The organism is Acinetobacter pseudolwoffii, assembly GCF_002803605.1.
Lineage (GTDB): Bacteria > Pseudomonadota > Gammaproteobacteria > Pseudomonadales > Moraxellaceae > Acinetobacter > Acinetobacter pseudolwoffii.
Genome location: NZ_PHRG01000001.1, coordinates 661156 through 683226 on the forward strand (window position 1 = coordinate 661156; position 22071 = coordinate 683226).

Genomic DNA, 22071 nt, shown 5'->3' on the forward strand with positions numbered 1-22071 from the left:
TTTTCCTGATGTTTTATCGATTATTTTAAAGAAATTTTAGCACTAAAAAATGCAACGAAGTCCGTAAATGGCACATTCGATTGCTCTGCGGTTGCCAGTTCTTTCACCGTAAAAGTCTGCGCTTCAAGTTCACGCTCACCTAAAATCGCAGCAAACAAAGCACCGGCCTGATCGGCCTTTTTCATTTGCGACTTCATTGAACCTTGAGAGCCCACTTTCAAACGCACCTGACTCCCCGCTGCTTCAAGCTGATCACGGATCTGTTCAGCAATGACCAAGGCTTGACCTTGAGAAGCCGGTTCAGCCACCAGGAATACCTCACAATCACGCGTTGGTGTATTGTCTTCAACCTGTTCAAGCAGAAGCAATAAACGTTCGATACCCATGGCAAAACCAACCGCAGGTACAGACTGATCAGGCTTGCCCTTCAATTGACCAACAAGACCGTCATAACGGCCACCGGCACACACGGTTCCTTGTGAACCTAAATGTGTTGTGGTCCATTCAAACACAGTTTTGTTGTAGTAGTCTAAGCCACGTACCAGTTTTTGGTTGATCACAAAACTCACGCCGGCATCAGTCAGGTACTGTTGTAACTGGGCAAAATGCGCCAGAGTTTCTTCACCCATAAAGTCATGCAGTTTCGGTGCATTTTCTAGGATGCTTTGGGTTTTGGCATCTTTAGAATCCAGAATACGCAGTGGATTTGTGGTCAGACGGCGCTGAGAATCTTCGTCCAGATCGGCTTTATGTGACTCTAAAAATTCAACCAAGGCTGCACGATAGGCTGCACGTTCATCCGATTCGCCTAAAGTATTTAATTCAAGTTGAACCTTGTCCGCTACGCCCATACGTTTCCACAGACGTGCAGTCATCAAAATCAGCTCTGCATCCATGTCCGGAGTCGCCACACCAAAGGTTTCTACACCAAACTGGTGGAACTGACGGTAACGGCCTTTCTGTGGTTTTTCATAACGGAACATTGGCCCGATATACCAGACGCGAGGAGTTGCACCACGAAGCAGATTATGCTCCAGCATGGCACGTACACAGCCTGCAGTTCCTTCAGGGCGTAGTGTCAGAGACTCAGGCGGATTACCTTTGTCCAGAAAGGTATACATTTCTTTTTCAACGATATCGGTGGCATCACCGATCGAACGTTTGAACAGATTGGTCTGTTCAACGATAGGCAAACGGATTTGTTGATAGCCATAAGCATCCATCAAACCCGACAGATGTTGTTCAAGACGTCTCCAAGCTGGGCTTTGCGTTGGGAGAATGTCATTAAAACCTTTGATTGCGACGATTGAACTCATGATCTACTCAGAAAAACTTGTACGAATAATTTCTTTAGATTTAGCTTCTTCAAGCTCGGTAACACGTTGACGAACCATATTTTCGATCTCATCAACCAGTTGATTGGTATCAATTAGATGGCTCTTTTCACCATTACGATACACCAGTGAACGTGGCGCTGCACCTACGACACCGATATCGGCTTCTTTAGCCTCGCCCGGCCCATTTACTTTACAGCCAATCACCGAGACATCCATCGGGGTACGGATATCTTCCAGACGCTCTTCCAGTTGTTGCATCACTGAAATCACATTAAATTCCTGACGTGAACAGCTTGGGCAGGCAATGAAGTTAATGCCGTTGGAACGCAGACCCAGCGATTTTAGAATATCAAAACCGATTTTAATTTCTTCTTCAGGCTCGGCAGCAAGCGAAATACGCATGGTATCGCCAATGCCTTCCATCAGCAAACCACCCAGAGCGATTGCAGATTTAATCGAACCTGTACGGTAAATACCGGCTTCGGTTACACCCAAATGCAGCGGATTATCAATTTGCTGTGACAGCAAACGGTACGCATCCATGGTCAGGAACACATTGGATGCTTTAACTGAAATTTTAAATTCCTGAAAATCCAGACGGTCTAAAATGTCGATATGACGCATCGCAGATTCAAGCAATGCTGCGCCTGTCGGCTCGCCATATTTCTTTTGAATGTCTTTTTCGAGTGAACCGGCATTGACACCGATCCGCATTGAAATATCATTATGACGTGCTGCTGCCACCACTTCACGAATCTTTGCTTCTGAGCCGATATTGCCCGGGTTAATCCGCAAACAGTCTGCACCGAAGTCCGCAACTGCCAAAGCAATTTTATAGTCGAAGTGAATATCGGCCACCAAAGGCACATTCACCTGCTTACGAATTTCACCAAATGCTGCCGCCGCTTCCATCGTAGGCACAGAAACCCGCATGATGTCTGCACCGGCATCGACACAGCGCTGGATCTGTGCAACCGTGGCTGCCACATCACAGGTTTCAGTATTGGTCATAGACTGGATACTGATTGGTGCATCACCACCCACATAAACTGAACCGACACGAATTTTACGTGTTGGACGACGTTTAATTGGATTTACGATCATGGTTTTGCTCTACTCTTGATCTGTTAAGGTGACAAACGGAATTCTGCTTTTCCGTTTACGGTATAAGGTGACAATGAAATATTTTCATTATTCAGGCTGAGTGATACAGCTGCCGCATCATCAAGACGAATCTGGAATGGTGCTTCACCATTGAGTTGCAAACTCGATGCCTGACGGCCAGTCGCTAAAACGTTACCGGCTGAATCGACGATATGCACAGAGGTCGGACGGTTAAAATCGAGTTTTAGCTGGTCGCCAGACAGTGCGGCGCCTGCATCCAGATTCAGAATCTCGATATTGGAAGCACCGACTCCAGAAACTTCACTGCTATTTTGCGAATTACTGCTCGACCAGTTTTGAATCATGGCAAACAGTGCGCCCAAAATTAGCAGCAAGACCAGCGTAATAAAAATGCGCTTTAACCATTTACGGTTACGGTCACGCTTGGAACCTGGCAATTTCCCCATAATTTTGATGGGGGAATTATTCAGCGCATGATTGGGCAACAAACCCGTATCATTGGTATAAATTTCATCAAAACGCTGAATAATAGTCGACGCATCTACACCCAAAAGTTTGGCATAGATCCGGTAATAGCCTTTGATAAAAGTCGCCTCAGGCAAAGACTTATATTCATCCTGCTCAAGTGCAGTCAGGGTTTTGACCGGAATATTCAGCTCTTTGGCCACATTTTCCAGATCACGTTGCTGATTGAGACGAATCTGGCGCAAGTACTCGCCCGGACGTTGAATATTTCCTAACGCATTTGGAGCTACGCTCGAATGATTCGAAGGTGAATTAGGATTTACTTCCATACGGCCTCAGTACTGTACTGTAATTGCAAATAACGTTGGTATTCCTGGCTTTCAGGAAACAATGCACGTAACTGGTTCACCAATACCTGCATCCCCAACTGATCACCACTGGCACGCGCAGTGCGAATGCCAACCCAGAGCGCACGGGCACCCTGATTTTTCTGTCCCACACCACGCGCAAACTGTTGATACAGTTGTGTCGCTGCCGGGAACTGCTGGTTTAAATAAAAAATTTCTGACAACTCTAACATTGATATATATGAATCGCGATTCGCCTGAAGCGCCTGTTTGAATGATTTTTCAGCATTCACCACATCGCCCATTTTCAGGTAAATACGTCCCATATTTTCCAGCGCACGGAAACGCTGATCATAACCTAAAGTTGCACCGGCAATGTTAAACTGCTCGATCGCATCATTATAGCGTTCTAGCTGATATAAATACGTGCCATAGTTGTTGCGTGCCTGTGCATTTTTCGGATCTGCCGAAATTGCACGCTTGAAATAAGCATCTGCTTTCTCAAGATTGAGCTGACTACCTTCCTGTTGCAATAGCACGCCCATCATCATATTCGCTTGCGAATCACGCGGAGTCGTTTCGAGTGCCTGATCCAGCGCACGTTTGGCTGCATCTAGGTCACCTGTTCTTAAATATTCTGCCGCCAATTGGGTACGGACTTTGGTGGCTTTTTCAGGATCTTTCTGACCTAAATCTGGCGTTTGACATGCAACCAAAGCTAAAGACACACATACTGTTGAAATCAAAGCAATTTTAGATGTTAGATTTCTCAACTGGCGACCTCTTATTATCCTTGTGAACGCATAATCTCATTTGACTGCGCAATTTTCTTTTTCCACTGTTCCGCACGACGGGTACGATCAGCCACTTGACCTACAAGCTGTCCACACGCCGCATCAATATCATCACCGCGTGTCTGACGAATCGTACACACAAAACCGGCATCAGACAAAGTTTTTTGGAAAGAAATAATGCGGTTACGGCTTGAACGCCCATAAGGCGCGTGCGGGAAAGGGTTGAATGGAATCAAATTAATCTTGCTAGGCAAGTTCTTCAGCAGCTTAATCATTTGCTGTGCATGTTCAGGATGATCATTCACACCATCCAGCATCACATATTCAATGGTGACGTGTTTACGTGAACTTTCATTACCATCTTTGGCGATATAACGCTGACACGCTGCAATCAGTTGTTCTAACGGATATTTCTTGTTGATTGGCACCAGTTCATTACGCAGTTCGTCATTTGGTGCGTGCAATGAAATGGCCAGTGCCACATCAATGTCTTTGACCATTTGATCAATTTTCGGCACCACACCTGATGTCGATAAGGTCACGCGACGTTTCGACATGCCATAAGCAAAGTCGTCCAGCATAATGCGCATTGAATTGAGTACGGCATCGTAGTTAAGCAGTGGTTCGCCCATGCCCATCATGACCACATTCGTGACTGAACGTTCACGATCTGCCACAGGCACATCTTCCATATAGGAATAGTTCGCCACCCACAACTGACCAATGATTTCTGACTGATCTAAATCGCGCTGAAAACCCTGTTTACCGGTTGAACAGAATGAACAGTCCAGTGCGCAGCCCACTTGAGACGAAATACACAAGGTACGACGTAGGCCACTACGATGTTCAGCAGGAATCAACACAGTTTCGACGAGTGAGCCGTCACCATCACCGACACGGAAGACCCATTTCCGGGTACCGTCTTTAGAATAATTTTTATGCACCACTTCGGGCGCTTTAATTTCAGCAATTTTTTCCAATTTTTCACGTAATTTGCCTGAAATATTGGTCATCTCGGCAAAATCAGTCACGAAAAATTGGTGAATCCATTTCATTACCTGCCCGGCACGAAACTTCTTCTCCCCCATATCCTCAAAGAATTTCTCCATTTGCGGACGAGACATGCCGAGTAGGTTCACTTTTTCCACAGCATTCTGCTGTGTGGGAGTGGACGGAGATGGTTGCTGTGCAGCTGAAACTGCAGATACAGCGACGACTTCAGTACTCATGTGTATTACCTAAACCATGTCTAAAGATCAAAGGAGAAGCTCAATATGTGAGCAAAGAATTATTCAAAGAATAAAAAAACCAGATAAGTATAATAACACTTATCTGGTTTGAATACTGCGAATTAACGAGTACGTGGAGCAATCTCAGTTTGAGCGAAGAAGTAGTTAACTTCACGGTCAGCTGATGCTACAGAATCAGAACCGTGAGCAGCATTTTCGTCGATGCTTACAGCGAAATCTGCACGGATTGTACCAGGAGCAGCTTCTTTAGGATTCGTCGCGCCAAGGATATCACGGTGAGCAAGAACAGCGTTTTCGCCTTCAAGAACTGAAACAACCACTGGACCAGAAGTCATGAAAGCAACGAGGTCAGCAAAGAAACCACGTTCTTTGTGCTCAGCGTAGAAGCCTTCAGCTTCAGCTTGAGTCAAGTGTTTCATTTTAGTTGCAACGATTTGAAGACCAGCTTTCTCGAAACGAGCAAAGATGTCGCCGATGTGGTTTTTAGCAACTGCGTCTGGTTTTACGATAGATAAAGTACGTTCGATAGCCATGATAGGCTCCTTAAGTCAATTGTTGACATGAAAATTTGGCGCATTATACCGAGATAATGCGCACTTTTCTGCTTTTACACTGTAAAAATATGCTTTTTTCAATCGGGCACTTAACGCGCTTCGTCAATCCATGCCATTTGAATCGCTTCCAGCAGACCTTCTGTGGATTTAGTCGGGTCATCTGCAAACTCAGGCAAGGCACATACCCAGGCGTGTAAATCAGTAAAACGAATCCACTGCGGATCCACATCTGGATGCGCTTCGTAGAGTTCAATCGCGATATCGAGGGTATCAGTCCAACGTAAACCCATCTCTATTTCTCACCATATTTGCTTTAATGCTGTACTTTAGCAAATTTATAAAAATCTGCGAGCTTTCGCCTCAGTTTTCACTTATTTTTACAACATAATATTGAGATAAGGTGCGCTCAGCACAATGACCACGGCCATCATACCTCCGATCATTGCCCCAACTGCGACATCACTTGGATAATGCAACCCCAGAATCATGCGCGATAAAGCCACCAGCAGCGTAAAAGGGAGCATCAACAGCAATAATAGCGGTGCAACATAACCCAAGACCGTGGTTGCCATTACCGCATGCAAGGTATGTCCAGACGGAAAACTAAAATGATCCAGCGGCCGCTCACCCAGTCGAATCACCTGATGCACCTGATAAGGTCTTGGACGTACAGTTTTTGTTTTGAGAATTTTATAAATCAGCGTACCGAACGTTCCGCCCAAAATGATATAGAGCATCTGTAGCCCATACTCCAAGCCACGAAGTCCCCATGCAGCAAAACACATCACATACCAAAACACGCCATCCCCCAAACGGCTAATGATTTTAAAAAAAGCAGCGATTCGATTTGAGTGGGAGAGATGATTGAGGTAGACACAGCCTTTTAAATCTATTTCTAAAAATTTGAGTTTGGCATTGTGGATTTTCATCATGTTGCTCCCGCTCTTGTTTTAATTAGGTCATTTATTTTGCCTTGTGATTGAGTACAGAACCTGTTCAAACTGCTCTACAGGATGTTGCCATCCGACCTTCTGTGCACAGTGTGAAGCATACACACCCATTCTTCTAAGTGTGTGATAATCTGGTAACTTTAAGATATTGGCTGTTAAATCTTCTTGCAGACCCAGTGAGCTGAGCCAGCCTGTTCGGTCGTGTTGTACATGTAGATGTGCACAAGCATAATCATAAGCAATAACCGGTAGTCCACTGGCCATCGCCTCCAATACCACATTGCCAAAGGTTTCAACCTGACTCGCAAAGCAAAACACATCGGCACTGGCATAGGCTTCAGCAAGCTGTTGACCACGCAAACTCCCGGTAAACACAATCGAAGCATCATGATTCAACTGCTCTAAGCGCTGTCGGTCTGGACCATCTCCGACCACCACCAGACGCACATCCTGACAATGCATATGACGCAATGTGAAATATGCCTGAATCACCACTGGTATTTCTTTTTCAGGCGATAAACGCCCGACATACAACATGACACGGGTCTCTTTGGAAGCTCCCCAGCTCTGGCGTAGGGAATCAGAACGCCATTTAGGTGAAAAGGCTTGTGTATCTACCCCTCGTCCCACCACAACCAGTGGACACGTCACTCCAAATTTGCGGAGTGCTTCGGCAGTCTCACGACTCGGTACACAGGTAATTGCGGTATGATTATGAAACCATTTGAGATAATGCTGAATAGGTTTAACCAAAAATGCCAAATCAAAGAAACGGCTAAATTCCTGAAATGGTGAATGAAAACCGCTCGATACAGGAATTTCAAGGAATCTTGCAGTTTGCTGCGCGGCAAGCCCTAATGGGCCTTCTGTGACGATATGCACTACATCGGGTGCAAAGGCTTCTACCGCATGGCGAACCTTTAGAAACTGCGGCCAACCGAACTGTAAGCCTGAATATTTGGGAATACGCTGTGCTTTAACCAAACATTCCCGATAGGGTTGAAATTCAGCACAGATGCCTTTTTGCTCGGGTCGAATCAATAAAATTTTATGCCCCTGTTTTTTCAGCCCTTTGCAGAGTTGTAACAATGAATTTGCTACCCCATTAATTTCAGGTGGCCATGTTTCGGTCACTATGGCAATTTTTAAGCGGGGGCGTACCAAATCTGCAAGCGCAGATGATTTTTGAGGACTTTTCAGACGTTGCTGTTTTAAGTCAAATTGAAAGCCATCAAGGAGTGCTTGTTGTTTTGTTAAGGCTTGGCTGTAGGGCTGATTCATGTCGCACCTATCTTACTTATTTATGTTTTAAGCAAAGCATAGGTGTTCTGTGTGACTGTTTGATGAAGTAGCAAAAACTTAATAATGGGTGCTATGCAACCCAAAATAAGCCTTCTGAATTGAATATCATTTTGGCTGTAAAAGCTTTTTGATCTTTAATAGTTAGAATTAATCCTTTGTAGTAATTAGGGTCATTACAATCAATAAATACATCACGCTTAAAAATATCTTTTATCTCAAAAAACTAAATTGCTCTCAATAAAATCATTAATATTTATTAGATTCTTTTCTGTACTAATCTCAAATCCTAAGCATTTAACTTTCATGCATTTTCCAATAAAAAACCCCATAATAACGAGGCCTTTATAGCATAAAATTCAACCAAAAGGAGTATTAATTCTTTTCCTTATCAACGATTTTGTTTACTTGAATCCACGGTACGAAAAAAATAAAGCACTGCTTTATTCTTCTTGAGGCACTTAACGTTAATACTAACATCATTATCACACACAAAAAGCCCCTGTTAAAAACAGGGGCTTTTTGACTTAGACATTAGAACTTAGTTCTTTTCTTTGTCTACGATTTTGTTTGCTTGAATCCAAGGTACGAAAGAAAATTAAAGCATGGCTTTACTTTTCTTGAGGCACGTAACTTAGTTCTTTTCTTTATCTACAATCTTATTCGCTTGAATCCAAGGCATCATCGCGCGAAGTTTGTTACCCGTTACTTCGATACCGTGAGCAGCGTTTTGACGACGACGAGCAGTCATAGATGGGTAGTTCAACGCACCTTCTTGAATGAACATCTTCGCGTATTCACCAGACTGAATACGTTTAAGCGCATTACGCATCGCTTCACGAGACTGCTCGTTAATTACTTCAGTACCCGTTACATATTCACCATATTCCGCATTGTTCGATACAGAGTAGTTCATGTCCGCGATACCGCCTTCGAACATCAAGTCAACGATCAATTTAAGTTCGTGTAGACATTCGAAGTACGCCATTTCAGGCGCATAACCAGCTTCAACCAAAGTTTCGAAGCCCATTTTAACCAGCTCAACTGCACCACCACAAAGAACTGCTTGCTCACCAAAAAGGTCAGTTTCAGTTTCTTCACGGAATGAAGTTTCGATAATACCAGTACGGCCGCCACCTACGCCTGAAGCATAAGAAAGTGCAACGTTACGCGCGTTACCAGACGCATCCTGGTGAATTGCGATTAGGTCAGGAACACCTGAACCACGCTGGTATTCAGAACGTACTGTGTGACCAGGTGCTTTAGGCGCAACCATGATTACGTCAAGGTCAGCACGTGGAACAACTTGGTTGTAAAGAATCGAGAAACCGTGAGCAAACGCTAAAGTAGCACCTTGCTTGATGTTTGGCTCAATCTCGTCACGATAAAGTTGAGATTGGAATTCGTCAGGCGTCAAGATCATGACTACATCCGCTTGCGCTACAGCAGCAGCAACTTCAGCAACTTTAAGACCTGAATTTTCAGCTTTTTTCCAAGAAGTAGAGTTCGCACGTAAACCTACAGTGACATCAACGCCAGAATCTTTCAGGTTAAGCGCATGCGCGTGACCTTGTGAACCGTAACCAATGATCGCTACTTTCTTAGATTGGATGATAGATAAGTCAGTGTCTTTATCGTAAAAAATTTGCATTGCTGTCTCCGCTTAATGCTTGTTTGTCCGTTAAATCAGGCAATGACCCTTGTATTTACATTGCCTGATACCCCCTTCTTATTAGGATGAGGAAATATTTAAATTAGATGGTTAAAACTTTTTCGCCGCGCGCGATACCTGAAACACCTGAACGAACCACTTCTAAAATGGTGTGTTCTGCAAGTGCATCAATAAATGCATCAACTTTTTCAGTCGTACCTGCAATTTGAATGGTATAGGTTGTCGGCGTTACATCGACAATCTGACCACGGAAAATATCTGCGGTACGCTTAATTTCGTCGCGAGATGAACCCAATGCTTTGACTTTGATCAGCATCAGTTCACGCTCAATGTGCGCACCTTCAGACAGGTCAACCACTTTCACCACTTCAACAAGCTTGTTGAGTTGCTTGGTGATTTGCTCAATCTTGTGATCATCGCCATAAGTGGTCAAAGTCAAACGAGAAAGTGTTGGATCTTCAGTTGGCGCAACGTTTAATGTTTCGATGTTATAGCCACGCTGTGAGAACAAGCCGACTAAACGGGAAAGTGCGCCTGATTCGTTCTCTACGAGTACAGAGATAATATGTCTCATTCCGTGCGCTCCCCTTTTGCCAACCACATATCCTGCATCGATTGACCTGCGACCAACATCGGATATACGTGTTCGGTTTTGTCAACCATTACGTTAATAAATACGCATTTGTCATTAATTTCCATCGCTTCTTCAAGCTTGGATTCAAGCTCATCGGCATGGTCAATCTGAATGCCTACATGACCATAAGCTTCCATCAATTTGGCAAAATCAGGCAATGAATCCACGTAAGAACTTGAATGACGTCCTTCATAGTTCATATCTTGCCACTGTTTCACCATCCCTAAAGACTGGTTATTCAGGCACAGGATTTTGACGTTCAGGCCATATTGCTTACAGGTCGAAAGTTCCTGGATACACATCTGAATCGATGCTTCACCAGTAATACACACCACCTGCTGTTCCGGGAAGGCAAGCTTCGCCGCCATCGCATATGGCAGACCTACACCCATAGTGCCTAGGCCACCTGAGTTGATCCATTGACGCGGACGCTTGTATTTGTAATACATCGCACCAAACATTTGATGCTGGCCTACGTCCGAAGTAATGATCGCTTCGCCATTGGTCACTTTATCCAATACCTGAACCACTTGTTGTGGCTTCATCACACCATCAACACCTGCTGCATAACGACCGCCATGCACTTTGCGCCATTCATTAATCTGAGACCACCATGCCGCAATCACTTCAGGATTTGGCTTGGAAACATTGAGCTGTTTCAACTGGTTCAACATTTCAGTCAATACCGGCTCTACCGCACCGACAATTGGAATGTGCGCCATAATGGTTTTTGAAATCGTCGCCGGGTCGATGTCAATATGAATCACTTTGGCATTCGGACAGAATTTTGCCGGATTGTTGGTGACACGGTCATCGAAGCGCGCGCCTACACACAGAATCACATCTGCATTGTGCATGGTCATGTTGGCTTCATAAGTACCGTGCATACCGAGCATACCGATGAACTGTTCATCATCACCCGGGAATGCGCCCAAGCCCATTAAGGTATTGGTTACCGGATAGCCCAATAGATGCGCAAGCTCTGTCAATTGTGCAGATGCATTGCCTTGAACCACACCACCACCCGAATAAATTACTGGGCGCTTAGCATTGACTAATTCTTCAATCGCTTTACGAATTTGACCTGAGTGACCACGAAACGGTGGCTGATACGAACGCATCTTCACTTTTTCCGGGTATTCGTAAGCAAATTTTTCTGCAGGATTGGTCGCATCTTTAGGAATATCAATTACGACAGGGCCTGGACGACCAGATGACGCGATATAGAATGCTTTTTTGATGATTGCAGGAATTTCGCTGGCATGACGCACCTGGAAACTATGCTTCACGATTGGACGTGAAATGCCGACCATATCGGTTTCCTGGAATGCATCTTCACCAATCAGATGACTCGCAACCTGACCTGACAAAATCACCATCGGGATTGAGTCCATATAGGCCGTTGCAATTGGCGTTACCGTATTGGTTGCACCCGGACCTGAGGTCACCAGCACCACACCGGTCTTACCTGTGACGCGTGAGTAAGCATCCGCCATGTGACCGGCAGCTTGTTCGTGACGTACGAGGTAATGATTGATTTTGTCTTGTTGAAATAGCGCATCATAAATATGAAGAACTGCGCCGCCTGGATATCCAAAAACATGTTCAACGCCTTCGTCCGCTAATGCGCGAACAAGCATTTCACCACCAGATAGAAGTTCCAACGTGATTCACCCTAATATTATGACACTGCACAAATGGGAGGCATTTGCAGTGTTTCATTTGTTAACTGTCTGCACTGTTATAGCACACAAATTTCATAGTTTTCATAGCAATAGGAAAAAAATCTGATCTCTTGGCTGTTCGAGCAATACAAGACCTAAAACATGTTGGGATAAACATATTTTGCTTAGCTTTGTTCAATTTCTCGGCTAGAGAAATCGCCCACTGCATGAAATGACACTTAGTCGAAGGGTGATCGATTAAGGCATATAAAACTATTGCAGCATTCTTGTGTTTTCAGGCTTTAAAGTCAAGTTTAAAAAACAGGCAATATGCGCTTTAAAATACCTGATTTGCTGTTTTTAACAGCAATCTAGAGCAAGGACAGTAATAAAGAATTAATCTAATAATATTTAATCCAATAAAATTCATAAACTTATATATTTAATTTTATAAATTTTTAGTATGTCTTATATAAAAAAAATGAATGAATTTTTAATAAATCCAGTGAAGTTGTTTATCAATAAATTTTGTGTCTGAAAATTCGCTCACCACTTCTACAAACGAGATGCAGAAGCTGTTCGACCCTTAATCATGAATAGAGCGGATAAAAAATTCATTATTTTTACTGTGAAAATCACTACAATGTTTTGTAGTATTTTATGGCTAGAACACAGAGGCTCAAAAACAATGAAAATATCTTTTTTAACTGCCTTAAGTCTGAGTTGTGCAATTTCTCTGGGCACCTGTAGCAGCAGTGCTTCAGCAATCCAGTATTATAAATGGGTCGATGCCAAGGGCACCACGCACTATACGAAAACACCGCCCCCGAAATCTGCGAAAAAAGCCACCACAGTGGATACTTATGGCTGGAAAAATTCAGCACCGGCATCTCCAAGAACAGCTGAAACTGAAGTTCAAACCGAGAACACACCTCAAGAACAACAGCAACAAGCCCCTCAAGTTCCTGCGAATCAGGACCAGCAACAACGTGAAGCCAACGAAGCCTTGCAGCAATCTAAAAATCGTGCAGTTGCTTTATAAGACACCTCTATATAGAACAGCGTGTTTTTTCTTCGGGAAATGCCGGCGCAAAATTCACTTTTAGGTGCATTTTGCGCTATGCTGTGCAACAGACTTTTTCACCGTAATTCACTGATACGTTTATGACTACTCACATTGATTCCGAATATCAAGCCAGTGCGATTGAGCCTCAAGTCCAACAGGATTGGGAATCTCGCAAAGCCTTTAAAGTTGCCGACAAAGTAGAAGGTCCACGTCGTTATATTCTCTCGATGTTCCCCTACCCAAGTGGCAAGCTGCATATGGGTCATGTGCGTAACTATACCATTGGTGACGTGATCAGCCGTTTCCACCGTTTAAAGGGTGAAACTGTCCTGCAACCGATGGGTTGGGATGCGTTTGGTCTGCCTGCTGAAAACGCAGCGATTGCCCACCAGGTGGCTCCGGCAAAATGGACTTTTGAAAATATTGCCTACATGCGTGACCAGTTGAAAAAACTTGGTCTAGCTGTCGATTGGGATCGCGAATTTGCGACCTGTACCCCAGAATACTATCGCTGGGAACAATGGTTATTTGTTCAGCTTTATAAAAAAGGTCTGATCTACCGTAAGCTTTCAACCGTGAACTGGGATCCAGTTGATCAGACTGTGCTTGCCAACGAACAGGTTGAAAATGGTCGCGGCTGGCGTTCAGGTGCATTGGTAGAAAAACGTGATATTCCAATGTACTACTTCCGCATTACCGATTATGCGCAAGAGTTACTTGACGACCTAGACACGCTTAAAGATGGCTGGCCACAACAGGTCCTGACCATGCAGCGTAACTGGATTGGCCGCTCACAAGGGATGGACATCACCTTCCCTTCAGCAAATCCAGAAATCTATGCAGACGGTTTAACGGTATTCACTACCCGTGCCGATACCTTGATGGGCGTGACCTATGTTGCAGTTGCAGCAGAACACCCGATGGCGCTGAAAGCGGCTGAAACAAACCCAGAATTGGCTGCATTCATTGAAGAATGTCGTATGGGTTCAGTTGCTGAAGCGGATCTTGCGACTGCCGAGAAGAAAGGTATGGCAACAGGCCTGTCTGTTAAGCATCCTGTGACTGGTGAAGAAGTTCCGGTCTGGATCGCCAACTATGTGTTGATGTCTTACGGTTCAGGTGCGGTGATGGCGGTGCCTTCACACGATGAGCGTGACTTCGAATTTGCCAATAAATATGGCTTAAGCATCAAACAAGTCATTGATGCCAAAGGCGCTGACGATAGCGACTTTTCTGCAACAGAATGGCAAGAATGGTACGGTTCGAAAGAAGGCAAACTAGTGAATTCAGGCGAGTTTGATGGTCTAGATTTTCAGGGTGCATACGATGCATTCCTAGCTAAACTAGAAGCAACAGGTCTGGCAAGCTCTAAAGTTCAATTCCGTTTACGTGACTGGGGTGTTTCCCGTCAGCGTTATTGGGGTTGTCCAATTCCAATGATTAACTGTCCATCATGTGGTCAAGTGCCGGTGCCTGAAGAGCAACTTCCTGTTGTACTTCCGACTGACGTGGTTCCAGACGGTTCAGGTAATCCATTGAACAAGATGCCTGAGTTTTATCAAACCACTTGCCCAAGCTGTGGTGGTGATGCGCGTCGTGAAACAGATACGCTGGATACCTTTGTAGAGTCATCTTGGTACTATGCACGTTATGCATCTCCTGATTTTACTAATGGTTTAGTTAAACCTGAAGCTGCTCAAACATGGCTTCCAGTAAATCAATACATCGGTGGTGTTGAACACGCGATTCTGCACTTACTTTATGCACGCTTCTTCCACAAATTGATGCGTGATGAAGGTGTAGTACAAGGTAATGAACCATTTACCAACCTGTTAACTCAAGGTATGGTTTTGGCAGATACTTATTACCGTGAAGCTGAATCAGGCAAGAAAACCTGGTTTAACCCTGCAGATATCGACCTCGAACGTGATGAAAAAGGGCGTATTCTGTCTGCGAAATACCAAGGTGATGGTCAGGACGTAATTGTTGGTGGTCAGGAAAAAATGTCGAAATCGAAAAATAACGGTATCGACCCGCAATCAATTATTGACCAGTACGGCGCAGATACGGCACGTGTGTTCATGATGTTTGCAGCTCCACCAGATCAATCACTAGAATGGTCTGACGCCGGTGTTGAGGGTGCAAACCGCTTCCTGAAACGTGTATGGCGTTTAGCAACAGGCTTCCTTGAAAAAGGTAACGGTGCATCAAACATCGACAAAGCGGCACTGTCTACGGCTGCACAAGACCTACGTCGTAAAACTCATGAAACCATCCAAAAAGTCGGTGATGACATCGAACGTCGTCATGCATTTAACACTGCAATTGCTGCATTGATGGAACTTCTAAACGCGAACAACAAGTTTGAAGCCCGAGATGACAATGACGTTGCTGTTGCACGTGAGTCGATTACAACGCTATTAACTTTACTTGCACCATTTGCACCGCATTTAAGCCAGACTTTATTGGCTGAATTTGGGATTGAATTGAATTCAACTTTATTCCCTGCAGTAGATGAATCTGCGCTGACACGTAATACGCAAACCATCGTGGTTCAAGTCAACGGTAAACTTCGTGGCAAGCTTGAAGTATCTGTAGATGCTTCTAAAGATGACATCTTGGCTCAAGCCAAAGCATTGCCTGAAGTTCAACAATTCCTGACTGGTCCAACCAAGAAAGAAATTGTGGTACCGAATAAATTGGTGAATTTGGTGGTTTAAATCCTGAGGAATTGTTTAAGCACTGCTTTAAACAATTCTGCAAGGGGATGAGGGCGAATAATTCACCTCTCCCTAACCCTCACTTGCGTTCAGTTTTAAAAGCGCTGCTTTAAAACCTCACTCAGGAGAAGGACTTTAAGAAATAATCCCTCCAAACTTCCCTTTGCCAAAGGGAGGCTTAAAAAACACAAAGCCCGTTGCCAGCCAGCGGGCTTTGACTTTACAATCCGGTTCAGGATTTCAAATATTTCCCTGAGGGAAAAAGAGGATACTCATGCATTTAGGCAAACGTTTAGCAGCAATTGTTTTAACTTGTGGTCTAAGTGCAGGCTTAGTCGGTTGTGGCTTCCATTTGAAAGGCACCAACCCAAGCTCGGCACCTGTGGCCTATTCTGTTATGAGCCTTTCTTTACCCCCCAATACTGAAGAATTACAAGAAAAGCTGGCGGTTTATTTAGGTGCTGCGGGCGTACAACTCAGTAATGCACCAGAAGCTTATGTTTTACGTGTTCTCGATTACACGCCGCGCCGCTTAGAATTAAACGGCAAGCTGGTAGAAACCTTGCTGCGTTTAAATGTAACCTTCCGCATTGAAGATGCGCAAGGCAATCCGATCACTAAACCACGCACTGTGGTGGCAACGCGTACTTATCAATATGACATTGAAACAGTCAACACTGATGACCAGGAACAAAAGTTTCTCAATCAGGTGATTATTGATGATGTGGCACAGCAGATCGCGCGTCAGATTTCATCGAACCGCCTACCCTTGGCCAAACAAAATACCCCAGCGCAACCTGCTCAATAAGAACACCTTATGAAACTTGACTATCTGCAAGCCCTAAAACGTGTCGATGAAGCTCGCGGTGCCTGGGTCTTGCATGGTCAAGAGCCTTTGCTAGAACAAAACCTGATCGATGCCTTTCGCGCACATTGGCAAGCCAAAGACATCGAACGTCAACGTTATGATGTCAGTTCAGTTTCTGAGTGGAAAAATGTCTTTAATGCATTGAACAGTTTGTCATTGTTCTCAACCCAACTGGCAGTTGAAGTGCATGGCAATATCAAACCAGATGCCAGTAGCCTCAAACTGCTGAAAAGCTATTTACAACAAGACAGTGATAATCTGCTATTGGTCGTTATGCCCAAGCAAGATGCGAGCAGCCTCAAATCCAGCTTCTTCCAGACGGTTGAGGCCAATGGTGTCTGCGTTGCGCTTACTGCAAATTATCCACGCGATCGTCAGCAAATTTTGGCAGTTGAAGCAGAGAAACTGGGGATTAAACTGGCCCATGATGCCTGGCAATGGCTGGAACAGCATCATGAGCACAACTTGCTGGCAGCCAAAAACAGCCTGATGCGGGTCAGTGACACCTTTGCTGAAGTTGATGTGATTCAGATTGATCATTTATATGCCTGCTTACAGGATCAATCACGCTATAGCACCTATGATTTGAGTGATGCCCTGCTGCAAGGCAATCTCTCGCAATCGATCAAGATTTTCCAGTATCTGGTCGCTTCAGGTGAACCGATGAGCCTGATCTTATGGAGCCTGAGCAAGGAAATGCGTCTGTTGATGCAACTGTTTGAACAGCCGCAAAATGCCTTGCAAATTGGAATCTGGAAAACCAAAGTCGGGCTATATCAGCAAGCTTTACGCCGTCTCAGCCCCCAACGCTTTTTGAGCTGGCCCCAGCTGTTAATCCGTATTGATGCAGCCATTAAAGGAATGTCCAAAGAGAACCCTGAACATCTCATCTTACAGGCCATTGCTGAAATGTGCGGTCAACGCTTATTTTTAGCGCCGAGTGCTTAACCAAAGAAACGTGCAAACCAGCCCTTGCCTTTTTTGCTTTCCTGAGCACGTAAATAACTCAACATATTATCGCGCACTGCATCGACATAGTCCTGATCATCATGTTGAATATGATTGATCAGCCATTTGGACAATAAACGATATAAATCATTTTCAATCGATTCTCCCTTCTCGAACTTGAGACGATAATCATTGAGTCGTTTCACAAATAATTCATGTATACCGCGATGCGAAGGTAGGTATTGATAACTGACCTGTTCCAGCAGGTTTTCTTCAAAGCTGAAATGTGACTGGGTATAATCGATTAAATCCTCCAAGACCTCTTTGATTCGATCGCGATCTCCTGTGCTTTTTACCTGCTCCAAAGCATTGATATAATCTAAAATTTGACGGTGCTGATTATCGATTACGTCGATTCCAATATTATAGCTTTCATTCCATTCCATCGTTAAACCCTCATCAAAGTTGTATTATTTTTGCACAATAAATGTGCATTTTCTTGTTAAGCGGTAAAACCATAATTTTTTTATGGAATTAAATCTTACAAGCTTTATTTATTTAAATCCATATATAAAACATGGGTTTTTAATTTTTTTTCTACTTAATTTTCAACTGGTTTTTGCTATTGGGACTAAAGGGAGGAAAATTAAGCCAGAAACAGCCTTAAAACAAATATCACACAACAAATCTAGTATGTTTGGTCTTATGTCTTTATTGATTCACACTCGATTTTATTTGTGCAGCGCTTTGATTGAAAAAATACTGTTGGGGACAGTGATCATTTTATTCAAGAGTCACCTGATGATCTTTTAAACAGGATCGATGTTATCTAGAGAGGATCAAAGTCTTGTTATGAATGTCAGAACAAGCAATTCATGGAGCATTTTAAAATGGTCTGTATGGACGATATTTTCAGAAATCAGCCAATAGAAAATAATTCTCATTATAATTCAAAAAATTCACGATTTATCCCAATTTCGCTTTTATAATCAATCCCTATCTTTGATCCGAATTCGTACTCAATATGCCAAAAATAAAACCGACGAAACTAATTATGGCCGCCGTGATTGCCATTGTGTTAATCGTTGCGGGGTGGTATTTCCTCAAACCTAAAGAACAGCCGCCACAGTATATTACTGCTGAAGTGACGCAGGGTGATATTGAAAGTTCTGTACTGGCGACCGGTATTTTAGAAGCCACCAAAATGGTCAGCGTAGGTGCCCAGGTTTCTGGCCAAGTGAGACAAATGTATGTGGAACTCGGTGATCAGGTTAAACAGGGTCAGCTGATTGCACGAATTGATTCTGTTCGTCAGGAAAATGATTTAAAAACTGCTGAAGCCAGCATTAAAAACCAGATGGCACAGCTTGCGGTGAGACAGGCGAATCTGGCCAAAGTTGAAGCTGAATACAATCGTCAGAAAGCCATGTATGCACAGGATGCGACTTCCCGTTCAGAGCTGGAATCTGCATTTGCCAGTTATAAAACGGCTCAGGCCGATATCACGGCAATCAATGCACAGATCGAACAGTCGCGCCTGACCTTGGCAACTGCCAAAGAAGACTTGGGTTATACCCAGATTGTGGCACCGATGGATGGCACGATTGTGGCGATTGTGACCGAAGAAGGTCAAACCGTGAATGCCAATCAAAGTGCACCGACCATTGTGAAACTGGCCAAGCTCGACACTATGACCATCAAAGCTGAAATTTCTGAAGCAGATGTGATGAAAGTGGAAGAAGGCCAAACCGTTTATTTCACCACGCTGGGCAATAACGAGAAAAAGATTTACGCCAAACTGCGTCAGGTTGAACCTGCACCCAATTCGATTAATACCGATTCAAATACATCTGGTTCATCGTCAAGTTCTGCGGTGTATTACAACGCTTTATTTGATGTGCCAAATGAAGACGGCAAACTGCGTATTGATATGACGGCGCAGGTTTATATCGTGCTGGATGAAGCTAAAAATGTGCTGACCATTCCAGCCGCTGCGATTCAGAGCTCAAATCGTCCGGCACGTGCCAATCGGGGTGAAGGTTCTCGCGAAGAAGGTTCCCGTAGCGAAGCTAATCCAGCAGCACGTCCTGAAACTGAATCAACTCAAGGCAATCGTCCTGCCGCTGAACGCCCTGCCCGCCTAAATCTGTCTGACGCTGAAATTGCGCTGATTGAACAAGGCAAAGCGCAACGTGCCATGGTTCGTGTCTTGCAAGCCGATGGTACTGCAAAACCAACCCCTGTGCTGATCGGTTTGAATAACCGTGCCACTGCACAAGTGCTGAAAGGTTTAAAACGTGGTGATCAGGTGGTGATTGCCGATGGTTCTGATACTTCCAATGATGCAGCAAAACGCGGTGGTAATAGCCGTGGCCCAATGAGAATGTAAGCATGAATTCACAACAGCAGCCTCTGCTCGAGGTGAAAAATCTGGTACGTGAATTCCCTGCGGGTGAAGGCACAGTCCAGATTTTAAAAGGGGTGAATCTGGAGATTTATCCGGGTGAACTGGTGGCGATTGTCGGCCAGTCCGGTTCGGGTAAATCAACCCTGATGAATATTCTGGGTTGTCTGGATAAACCGACCACCGGCAGCTACAAGGTCAAAGGCCGTGAAACCCGGGAACTGGAAGCAGATGAACTGGCGCAGTTACGCCGTGAGTATTTCGGCTTTATCTTTCAGCGTTATCATCTGCTCGGCGATTTAAACGCAGCAGGCAATGTCGAAGTCCCTGCCATTTATGCGGGTGCAGATTCATCGGAACGGCATGCGCGTGCGGTCAAGATTCTGACCGATCTGGGTCTGGGCGAAAAAACCCAGAACCGTCCGAGTCAACTGTCAGGCGGTCAGCAGCAACGTGTATCGATTGCCCGTGCGCTGATGAATGGCGGTGATGTGATTCTGGCCGATGAGCCGACAGGTGCCTTGGATAAGAACAGCGGTATTGAGGTGATGCGTATTTTGCGCGAACTGAATGCCAAGGGTCATACCATCATTCTGGTTACGCATGATCATAATGTGGCAAAAAACGCGACACGAATCATTGAAATTTCAGACGGGAATATCATTTCCGATCAGCCGAATGTGCCTGAAGCCGAAGACCATCTGGAAAAGCAGCCGCTGATCCGTAATCAACAAAAGAAGATTTCTTCATGGCGTTCGGCGGTTGACCGCCTCGGTGAGGCCTTCCGTATGGCTTTGCTGGCCATGAATGCGCATCGCATGCGGACTTTCCTGACCATGCTCGGGATCATTATCGGTATCGCTTCGGTGGTTTCAGTGGTGGCTTTGGGGAATGGTTCACAGAAGCAGATTCTGGAAAATATCAGCAGTCTGGGCACCAATACCATTACCGTATTTCAGGGGCGGGGCTTCGGAGACAATTCCAGATCTTCACAAGCCAAAACCCTGATTCCAGCCGATGCCGATGCGCTGGCCGAACAACCGTATGTCGATGGCGTCAGTCCCTCTGTGAACAGCAGTGTTACCGGCCGTTATAAAGAAATTGAAGCCTCAACCACGGTCAATGGCGTCAGTGAAGATTTCTTCTATGTGCGTGGCATGACTTTCCAGTCCGGTCAGCCCTTTGACCGCAGTAGCGTCATGCAACAGGCACAAGATGTTGTCATTGATACCAATACCAAAAACACTTTCTTTAAGGATGGTACTAATCCGGTGGGTCAGGTGATTTTACTGGGTAGCGTCCCGAGCCGGATTATCGGGGTGATTGATGCGCAAAAAGGCATGATGGGCAATAATGACAGCCTGAATGTCTACCTGCCGTATTCTACCGTGATGAGTCGTATGCTGGGGCAATCTAACGTTCGCAGCATCATTGTGCGGATTAAGGATGAATATCCAAGTGCGGCGGCTGAAAATGCAATTTTAAACCTGTTGGTACAGCGCCATGGTGCGCAGGATGTGTTTACCCAGAATGCCGACAGTATTCGTGAAACCATTCAGCAGACCACAGCGACTATGACGCTTTTAATTTCGGCGATTGCTGTGATTTCACTGGTGGTCGGCGGGATCGGGGTGATGAATATCATGCTGGTGTCCGTGACTGAACGTACTCAGGAAATTGGGGTACGTATGGCAGTAGGTGCACGTCAAAGTGATATTTTGCAGCAATTCCTGATTGAAGCAGTGCTGGTGTGTATTTTAGGCGGTATTTTGGGTGTGCTGCTCTCGCTCGGGATTGGCCAGCTAATTACACACTTTGCTGGTGGTACTTTCCAGATGGCCTATTCAACCACTTCGATTGTGGCTGCCTTTGTCTGCTCAAGCCTGATTGGAATTGTGTTTGGCTTTATCCCGGCACGTAATGCCGCTCGTCTGAATCCAGTCGATGCGCTTTCTCGCGAATAAGGAACCTGAT

At 44.7% G+C, this 22071-nt stretch carries 19 protein-coding genes; 6 read left to right on the forward strand and 13 right to left on the reverse strand.

Going from position 1 to position 22071, the window contains the following annotated elements; all coding sequences use genetic code 11:
* Window positions 1–20: 20 nt before the first annotated feature.
* From hisS to CWI32_RS03115, 12 genes are all read right to left on the reverse strand, one after another.
* A complete protein-coding gene (hisS, locus tag CWI32_RS03060; RefSeq protein ID WP_005095678.1) occupies window positions 21–1316 on the reverse strand; it encodes a histidine--tRNA ligase in 1296 nt (431 codons plus the stop codon).
* 3 nt (window positions 1317–1319) lie between these two features.
* Window positions 1320–2441, reverse strand: a complete 1122-nt coding sequence (gene ispG / locus CWI32_RS03065) for a flavodoxin-dependent (E)-4-hydroxy-3-methylbut-2-enyl-diphosphate synthase (RefSeq protein ID WP_100534604.1) — start codon at window positions 2439–2441, stop codon at window positions 1320–1322.
* A 23-nt stretch (window positions 2442–2464) separates the two neighbouring features.
* On the reverse strand, window positions 2465–3256 hold the full coding sequence (locus CWI32_RS03070; protein WP_074384029.1) for a helix-turn-helix domain-containing protein: 792 nt from the start codon (window positions 3254–3256) through the stop codon (window positions 2465–2467).
* Window positions 3247–4047, reverse strand: coding sequence for a type IV pilus biogenesis/stability protein PilW (pilW, locus tag CWI32_RS03075; RefSeq protein ID WP_005172689.1), 801 nt, complete (start codon window positions 4045–4047; stop codon window positions 3247–3249). The genes CWI32_RS03070 and pilW overlap by 10 nt, the downstream gene beginning before the upstream one ends.
* 14 nt (window positions 4048–4061) lie before the next feature.
* The gene (gene rlmN, locus CWI32_RS03080) at window positions 4062–5297 is read right to left on the reverse strand and encodes a dual-specificity RNA methyltransferase RlmN (RefSeq protein WP_100534605.1); all 1236 of its coding nucleotides are present in this window, start codon (window positions 5295–5297) and stop codon (window positions 4062–4064) included.
* 122 nt (window positions 5298–5419) lie between these two features.
* Entirely contained in the window at window positions 5420–5851 is a 432-nt protein-coding gene (gene ndk / locus CWI32_RS03085) for a nucleoside-diphosphate kinase (RefSeq protein WP_004647460.1), read from the reverse strand.
* A gap of 110 nt (window positions 5852–5961) precedes the next feature.
* Window positions 5962–6162: a Fe-S cluster assembly protein IscX gene (gene iscX, locus CWI32_RS03090; RefSeq protein ID WP_005172695.1), complete on the reverse strand. Its 201-nt coding sequence runs from the start codon at window positions 6160–6162 to the stop codon at window positions 5962–5964.
* Window positions 6163–6249: 87 nt separating this feature from the next.
* A complete protein-coding gene (locus CWI32_RS03095; RefSeq protein ID WP_005095663.1) occupies window positions 6250–6801 on the reverse strand; it encodes a phosphatase PAP2 family protein in 552 nt (183 codons plus the stop codon).
* Window positions 6802–6831: 30 nt separating this feature from the next.
* The gene (locus CWI32_RS03100; RefSeq protein ID WP_100357514.1) at window positions 6832–8103 is read right to left on the reverse strand and encodes a glycosyltransferase family 4 protein; all 1272 of its coding nucleotides are present in this window, start codon (window positions 8101–8103) and stop codon (window positions 6832–6834) included.
* Window positions 8104–8755: 652 nt separating this feature from the next.
* Entirely contained in the window at window positions 8756–9772 is a 1017-nt protein-coding gene (ilvC, locus tag CWI32_RS03105) for a ketol-acid reductoisomerase (protein WP_005172704.1), read from the reverse strand.
* Between the two features lie 103 nt (window positions 9773–9875).
* Window positions 9876–10367 (reverse strand): acetolactate synthase small subunit, encoded by a 492-nt coding sequence (gene ilvN, locus CWI32_RS03110; protein WP_004278369.1) that lies wholly within the window; start codon window positions 10365–10367, stop codon window positions 9876–9878.
* Entirely contained in the window at window positions 10364–12091 is a 1728-nt protein-coding gene (locus tag CWI32_RS03115) for an acetolactate synthase 3 large subunit (protein WP_100534606.1), read from the reverse strand. The genes ilvN and CWI32_RS03115 overlap by 4 nt, the downstream gene beginning before the upstream one ends.
* Window positions 12092–12779: 688 nt before the next feature.
* Between CWI32_RS03115 and CWI32_RS03120 the strand changes: the two genes are divergently transcribed.
* The 4 genes from CWI32_RS03120 (at window position 12780) to holA (ending at window position 17693) form a co-directional block, all read left to right on the forward strand.
* On the forward strand, window positions 12780–13133 hold the full coding sequence (locus CWI32_RS03120) for a DUF4124 domain-containing protein (RefSeq protein ID WP_100534607.1): 354 nt from the start codon (window positions 12780–12782) through the stop codon (window positions 13131–13133).
* Window positions 13134–13255: 122 nt separating this feature from the next.
* The gene (gene leuS / locus CWI32_RS03125) at window positions 13256–15877 is read left to right on the forward strand and encodes a leucine--tRNA ligase (protein WP_100534608.1); all 2622 of its coding nucleotides are present in this window, start codon (window positions 13256–13258) and stop codon (window positions 15875–15877) included.
* Window positions 15878–16151: 274 nt separating this feature from the next.
* The gene (locus CWI32_RS03130) at window positions 16152–16685 is read left to right on the forward strand and encodes an LPS-assembly lipoprotein LptE (protein ID WP_100534609.1); all 534 of its coding nucleotides are present in this window, start codon (window positions 16152–16154) and stop codon (window positions 16683–16685) included.
* Between the two features lie 9 nt (window positions 16686–16694).
* Window positions 16695–17693 (forward strand): DNA polymerase III subunit delta, encoded by a 999-nt coding sequence (holA, locus tag CWI32_RS03135; RefSeq protein WP_005095645.1) that lies wholly within the window; start codon window positions 16695–16697, stop codon window positions 17691–17693.
* Here the strand turns inward: holA and CWI32_RS03140 are convergent.
* Window positions 17690–18139 carry a bacteriohemerythrin gene (locus CWI32_RS03140; protein WP_005172715.1) on the reverse strand — a complete coding sequence of 150 codons (450 nt, stop codon included), beginning with the start codon at window positions 18137–18139 and terminating at the stop codon, window positions 17690–17692. The two genes, holA and CWI32_RS03140, sit on opposite strands and share 4 nt — an antisense overlap.
* A gap of 578 nt (window positions 18140–18717) precedes the next feature.
* On the opposite strand from CWI32_RS03140, the gene CWI32_RS03150 reads away from it, so the two are divergent.
* Both CWI32_RS03150 and CWI32_RS03155 read left to right on the forward strand, forming a co-directional pair.
* Window positions 18718–20082, forward strand: a complete 1365-nt coding sequence (locus CWI32_RS03150) for a MacA family efflux pump subunit (RefSeq protein WP_100534611.1) — start codon at window positions 18718–18720, stop codon at window positions 20080–20082.
* A 2-nt stretch (window positions 20083–20084) separates the two neighbouring features.
* A complete protein-coding gene (locus tag CWI32_RS03155; protein ID WP_005095636.1) occupies window positions 20085–22061 on the forward strand; it encodes a MacB family efflux pump subunit in 1977 nt (658 codons plus the stop codon).
* The last annotated feature ends 10 nt before the right edge of the window (window positions 22062–22071 follow it).

Coding starts and splice junctions, on each gene's coding strand:
- hisS (WP_005095678.1), bottom strand. CDS start 1,316: ATGAGTTCAATCGTCGCAATCAAAGGTTTTAATGACATTCTCCCAACG.
- ispG (WP_100534604.1), bottom strand. CDS start 2,441: ATGATCGTAAATCCAATTAAACGTCGTCCAACACGTAAAATTCGTGTC.
- CWI32_RS03070 (WP_074384029.1), bottom strand. CDS start 3,256: ATGGAAGTAAATCCTAATTCACCTTCGAATCATTCGAGCGTAGCTCCA.
- rlmN (WP_100534605.1), bottom strand. CDS start 5,297: ATGAGTACTGAAGTCGTCGCTGTATCTGCAGTTTCAGCTGCACAGCAA.
- ndk (WP_004647460.1), bottom strand. CDS start 5,851: ATGGCTATCGAACGTACTTTATCTATCGTAAAACCAGACGCAGTTGCT.
- iscX (WP_005172695.1), bottom strand. CDS start 6,162: ATGGGTTTACGTTGGACTGATACCCTCGATATCGCGATTGAACTCTAC.
- CWI32_RS03095 (WP_005095663.1), bottom strand. CDS start 6,801: ATGAAAATCCACAATGCCAAACTCAAATTTTTAGAAATAGATTTAAAA.
- CWI32_RS03100 (WP_100357514.1), bottom strand. CDS start 8,103: ATGAATCAGCCCTACAGCCAAGCCTTAACAAAACAACAAGCACTCCTT.
- ilvC (WP_005172704.1), bottom strand. CDS start 9,772: ATGCAAATTTTTTACGATAAAGACACTGACTTATCTATCATCCAATCT.
- ilvN (WP_004278369.1), bottom strand. CDS start 10,367: ATGAGACATATTATCTCTGTACTCGTAGAGAACGAATCAGGCGCACTT.
- CWI32_RS03120 (WP_100534607.1), top strand. CDS start 12,780: ATGAAAATATCTTTTTTAACTGCCTTAAGTCTGAGTTGTGCAATTTCT.
- leuS (WP_100534608.1), top strand. CDS start 13,256: ATGACTACTCACATTGATTCCGAATATCAAGCCAGTGCGATTGAGCCT.
- CWI32_RS03130 (WP_100534609.1), top strand. CDS start 16,152: ATGCATTTAGGCAAACGTTTAGCAGCAATTGTTTTAACTTGTGGTCTA.
- holA (WP_005095645.1), top strand. CDS start 16,695: ATGAAACTTGACTATCTGCAAGCCCTAAAACGTGTCGATGAAGCTCGC.
- CWI32_RS03140 (WP_005172715.1), bottom strand. CDS start 18,139: ATGGAATGGAATGAAAGCTATAATATTGGAATCGACGTAATCGATAAT.
- CWI32_RS03150 (WP_100534611.1), top strand. CDS start 18,718: ATGCCAAAAATAAAACCGACGAAACTAATTATGGCCGCCGTGATTGCC.
- CWI32_RS03155 (WP_005095636.1), top strand. CDS start 20,085: ATGAATTCACAACAGCAGCCTCTGCTCGAGGTGAAAAATCTGGTACGT.